Annotated in this window: 5 protein-coding genes and 1 pseudogene; all 6 read right to left on the bottom strand. The window is 31.8% G+C overall.

Going from position 1 to position 4,059, the window contains the following annotated elements:
• Nucleotides 1–72 precede the first annotated feature (72 nt).
• Nucleotides 73–681 (bottom strand): annotated as a pseudogene (locus tag HC176_RS15455) (NAD(P)H-dependent oxidoreductase); the annotation flags it as partial.
• A gap of 43 nt (nucleotides 682–724) precedes the next feature.
• Nucleotides 725–1,453: a GNAT family N-acetyltransferase gene (locus HC176_RS15450; protein WP_167919867.1), complete on the bottom strand. Its 729-nt coding sequence runs from the start codon at nucleotides 1,451–1,453 to the stop codon at nucleotides 725–727.
• Between the two features lie 7 nt (nucleotides 1,454–1,460).
• Nucleotides 1,461–1,910 (bottom strand): DMT family transporter, encoded by a 450-nt coding sequence (locus tag HC176_RS15445; RefSeq protein WP_167919865.1) that lies wholly within the window; start codon nucleotides 1,908–1,910, stop codon nucleotides 1,461–1,463.
• 9 nt (nucleotides 1,911–1,919) lie between these two features.
• Nucleotides 1,920–2,321, bottom strand: coding sequence for a DoxX family protein (locus tag HC176_RS15440; protein WP_167919864.1), 402 nt, complete (start codon nucleotides 2,319–2,321; stop codon nucleotides 1,920–1,922).
• Nucleotides 2,322–2,332: 11 nt separating this feature from the next.
• Nucleotides 2,333–2,950, bottom strand: a complete 618-nt coding sequence (locus HC176_RS15435; protein ID WP_167919862.1) for a hypothetical protein — start codon at nucleotides 2,948–2,950, stop codon at nucleotides 2,333–2,335.
• 76 nt (nucleotides 2,951–3,026) lie between these two features.
• Nucleotides 3,027–3,614, bottom strand: a complete 588-nt coding sequence (locus HC176_RS15430; protein WP_167919869.1) for a Crp/Fnr family transcriptional regulator — start codon at nucleotides 3,612–3,614, stop codon at nucleotides 3,027–3,029.
• Nucleotides 3,615–4,059: the final 445 nt, after the last annotated feature.

Raw genomic sequence — 4,059 nt, 5'->3', positions numbered from 1 at the left:
ACAACAGGAAACGATTACACTCGTATTTGGGATACAAGACCCCTAGCGAAGTAGAGCAAGAATTTTATCAATTTAAAAATGTGGCATAGGTCTTAAAAAAAATGTCCGACTTTTTGTTGCAAGTCCAACTTTTTTTTGTCCAATGGAGTGATCATCTTTGTGTCTATATCCTATTGGAGCAATAATAGCAGCGTTTAGACCTTGGTTATCTAGTCCTAAAATTTTATTATAAGCTTCAGGCTCAAATCCCTCCATAGGGCAGGCATCTATTTTTAACTCGGCACAAGCATTTAAAAGATTTCCAAGTGCCAAATAGGTTTGCGATTTTAACCAACCAGTTTTTTCTTCAGGTGTTTTCTCGTTTAGTTTTTCTTTTATAAAATCGCCATAGCCATTCAATCGGTCTAAATCGAGATTTCTTGTTTCTGCCGTTTGTTTAATAAAGTTGTCGATTGCTTCTGAGGAAGCATCTGTATAATTGCAAAACACAAACAAGTGAGAGGCATCTGTAATCTGACTTTGATTCCAAGATACTGGTTTTAATTGCTCTCTAATGTTTGGATTTTCAATGATTAAAACTTTATACAATTGCAATCCATAAGACGACACCGATAATTGGATCGCTTCTTTTAATTTTTCAAGATTATTTGTTGATACTTTCTTTGAAGCATCAAACTTTTTTGTGGCATAGCGTCATTTTAAATTTTTTAATAATTCCATGTTATTATGTTTTTAATTTGTAGTTTCTCATTATAAATTGGGTTGTAAAGCCCATTTTTTCATACATAGATTTTGCCATTTTGGATGCTTGTAAAGTAGCTAGATTACATCTTTGTTCTAGTCCCTTATTAAGGAGATGATGCATTATTTGTGTTGCATAACCATTACCTCGCATATTGGGTAATATGCCAAGACTATGTATGCCAAGTGTAGCTCGTGTTTGATGACTTATGACAGTTCCAACAATATTTTCCTGATCATATATTAAATAGTAGTTTATTTGATTATAGGTTTTAATAATTGTTTCTTCTGAGATTTTATATCCAAAAGCTTGATAGAATGTTTGACTCCATTTTAAGGAGTCTTGAGGATTAGTCACTAGACGAAACTTTAATTGTTTTAAAACCTTTACTTTTTTTAAAAGTTTTAATGACATTCCGAATTGTATAGAGACTTCGTCAAAACCATGATTATCGAAAATCATGCTTTTTTCACTAAGGCCTAAATCGAAATAAGAAAATTTTAGACCGCCTAATTTTGATTTTAGAAGCAATTTGATTTCATCTAATACCCAAGGATTGTGCTCGTTTTTTAGCCATATTTTATTCGGCCAATGTGATTTCGGTACATAACAGTAACCGATATTCTTGTCTTCATTAAATGTGTTAAAAGGCTGAGTTGCACTTCTCCATAATGAAGTTAGGTTTAAAATATTTGATTCTATTGTTGTCATTATTTTATTATTTGATGTTAATTAATATGATGCCTGCCATCATTGCAATTGCTCCAACAAGTTTTTTGGTAGTAATTGGCTCTACAGGTAGATTAAGCCAACCATATTGCCCAGCGATTAATGAAAAAATCAGCTGTCCACAAAGCCCTAGAGCTATCATTTTAGAGATGCCAATTTTAGGAATGTTATAGAAGTATATCGCGATACCTATAACACTAAACAAGCCACCAATAAACCATAAGTGCCATGGTACTTGGGTTGTTGCAATGTTTTGTATGCTCTCTTTGCTAATTAATAACAATAATAGACAACCAAAGACTACACTACTAATTGAACTTGCAATCACAGCAAGAATTGGTTGTTTTAGAGTGCTGCCCAATTGGGAGTTAAAACCGGCTTGAACTGCTAAAAAAACACCTCCTGCTAATCCTAAAATTGATAGAAAAAATAATCTCATAGCTCTATGTTAATCCCATTCGTTATTAGTAGACAAAGCATACTTTCCGGCGCCAGTAAAAAACATGGCGATACCAAACATCATGTAGATGAAAATTAGACCAATTGCCCAACCCCCTGTTTCATTAAGCTTTAATAAGTTTGGTATTTGTACCATTAAAATGGCGACTAAACAATTTAAAGCGAAGACAAGTCCTGCTAGTTTCGTTCTAAATCCGATAATAATGAGAATTGGAGCTAAAATTTCACCAACAAAAACCCCATATCTAAAAATTAAGGGAAGTCCATACTGTTCAAGTAAACTTGAAATAAAATCAATTCCAAAGATTAATTTGGTGACGCCGTAGATAAGCATTGTAAATGCAATACTTACCCTTAAAATTAAAAGCCCTGTGTGTTGTTTTGAGTTCATAATATGAAGGTTTAAAAATTATATTTTATAAATACTCCGAAGTTTTCGAGTGTTTTTTCCGCTTTAGTAAACTGGTCTAGATTTATAGCTATTCCAGTTATTAGTTTTTCTTTTTTTATTCCAAAGCGTAATTGTTGAATGCCTCTACCTAACTCTTTTAAATTGGTGTCAACAACCACAAAAAGATTGATGTATGCCTGGATATTTTTAGTAAGACAAGGCGTATAATTCATGGTTAAGGTATGCTCCAGAGTAAATCCGTTTTGATATGTAAAACCAATAGCATAGCTTAACTTAAAATTTGATGAGACATACTGATATTGAGATGTTAATGTTGCAAATGCACCTGGGTTTTTAACACCTAATGCTACGTTGACCTTAAAATGCTTGTGGAAATTATAAGACAACATATTCCTGATGAAGAAAATATTGTTTTTGTTGTCTTTGTGTTCGGTATCAAACAGTGAAACATTATTAAAAGTCCATTTGTTATTAAATTTATATCCAATAAAATGCTGATAGCTTGAAGAACGATTTCCTAACACCACTTCTGGAGAGAAACTCCCACTTTGGGCGTTTAAAACAGCTCCAGATGTGATGAAAAGTAAAATATATAGAATTCGTAACATAACCCATTTGTAATTGTATGGGTCAAAACTACATATGAGTTAAAAGAAAAAAATTAAGGTATATTAAGAAAAAAAATTAAGAGTGTTTTTTTCGTAAGTAGCTTAAAAATTCTGGAGTGACTCCTAGGTAAGAGGCTATGATGTATTGCGGCACACGTTGTTCAATGTCGCGATATGTTTTTCTAAAATTATTGTAACGATCAAAAGCATCATCACTCATGCTATCAATTATGCGTTCTTGAGTAGCAACATAAGCACCTTGAATTTTTATACGAAAAAAATGAGAGACTTCTGGTACTTCAGTATAGAGCTTTTCTAGCTCTGGTCTCGGTAGTTGTATCAGCAGTGTTTTTTCTAGTGCTTGTACATACATTCTAGATTTCTTCCTACTTAAATAACTATATAAGTCATTTATCCACCATTGCTCAACTCCTAATTGTAACGTATGTTCATGAGCATTTTCATCAAGGTAATAGCTGCGCATGCATCCTTGAACAATAAAATTCATAGTGTTGGCTGTTTGTCCAGGCTCTATTAAAAACTCTTTTTTATTTAATTCTCTAAAAACCAAAGTTGAACACAGCTTTTCAGTTCCAGCATTATTAAGAGTGACATCTTGTTTAATGTGATTTATGAGTAATTGTATGAAGTGGTCATTATTCATCACTTTTAGAGTTATTTACTCTTAATCTAGTTGGTGGCTTAAATAGCTTATGCTTTTATTTTTATTTAGTTTTTTAGATTATTTCAAATTTACAATATTCATTTTTTATGCCTCATACTTGTGATAATGTTTTTCGATTTAGATTAGAAAAAATTAAACTTTGATTGTCAAAGGTCCAAATATTATCATGGTATGGTAACTGACTTTTAAAACTTTGTTTAGGTGGAGGAAATATTTTTTTCAATTACAAGAATTATAAGAAATGTTAAAGATTTGGAAGTAATTTAAAAAGATTGAATTAGAAATTTAGTTATAGATTACGGATCAGTCCTAAAAGTTGGGGAGTTAAATAGTTTTATCTTTGGGGAAAATTAAATTTGTGGAAATTTCTAAAGAATTACTATCCTTATTGCTACCTGATTTTTTGGTAGACCATTTTAGTTTT

It is taken from the genome of Tamlana crocina, from assembly GCF_012037625.1.
Note: the sequence above shows the minus strand (reverse complement) of the source record. Positions and strands in the feature narration are given on the sequence as shown.

Bases quoted from the DNA above. Each gene is read 5' to 3' on its own strand.
- HC176_RS15450 (WP_167919867.1), bottom strand. From the start codon at position 1,453: ATGACAACAATAGAATCAAATATTTTAAACCTAACTTCATTATGGAGA.
- HC176_RS15445 (WP_167919865.1), bottom strand. From the start codon at position 1,910: ATGAGATTATTTTTTCTATCAATTTTAGGATTAGCAGGAGGTGTTTTT.
- HC176_RS15440 (WP_167919864.1), bottom strand. From the start codon at position 2,321: ATGAACTCAAAACAACACACAGGGCTTTTAATTTTAAGGGTAAGTATT.
- HC176_RS15435 (WP_167919862.1), bottom strand. From the start codon at position 2,950: ATGTTACGAATTCTATATATTTTACTTTTCATCACATCTGGAGCTGTT.
- HC176_RS15430 (WP_167919869.1), bottom strand. From the start codon at position 3,614: ATGAATAATGACCACTTCATACAATTACTCATAAATCACATTAAACAA.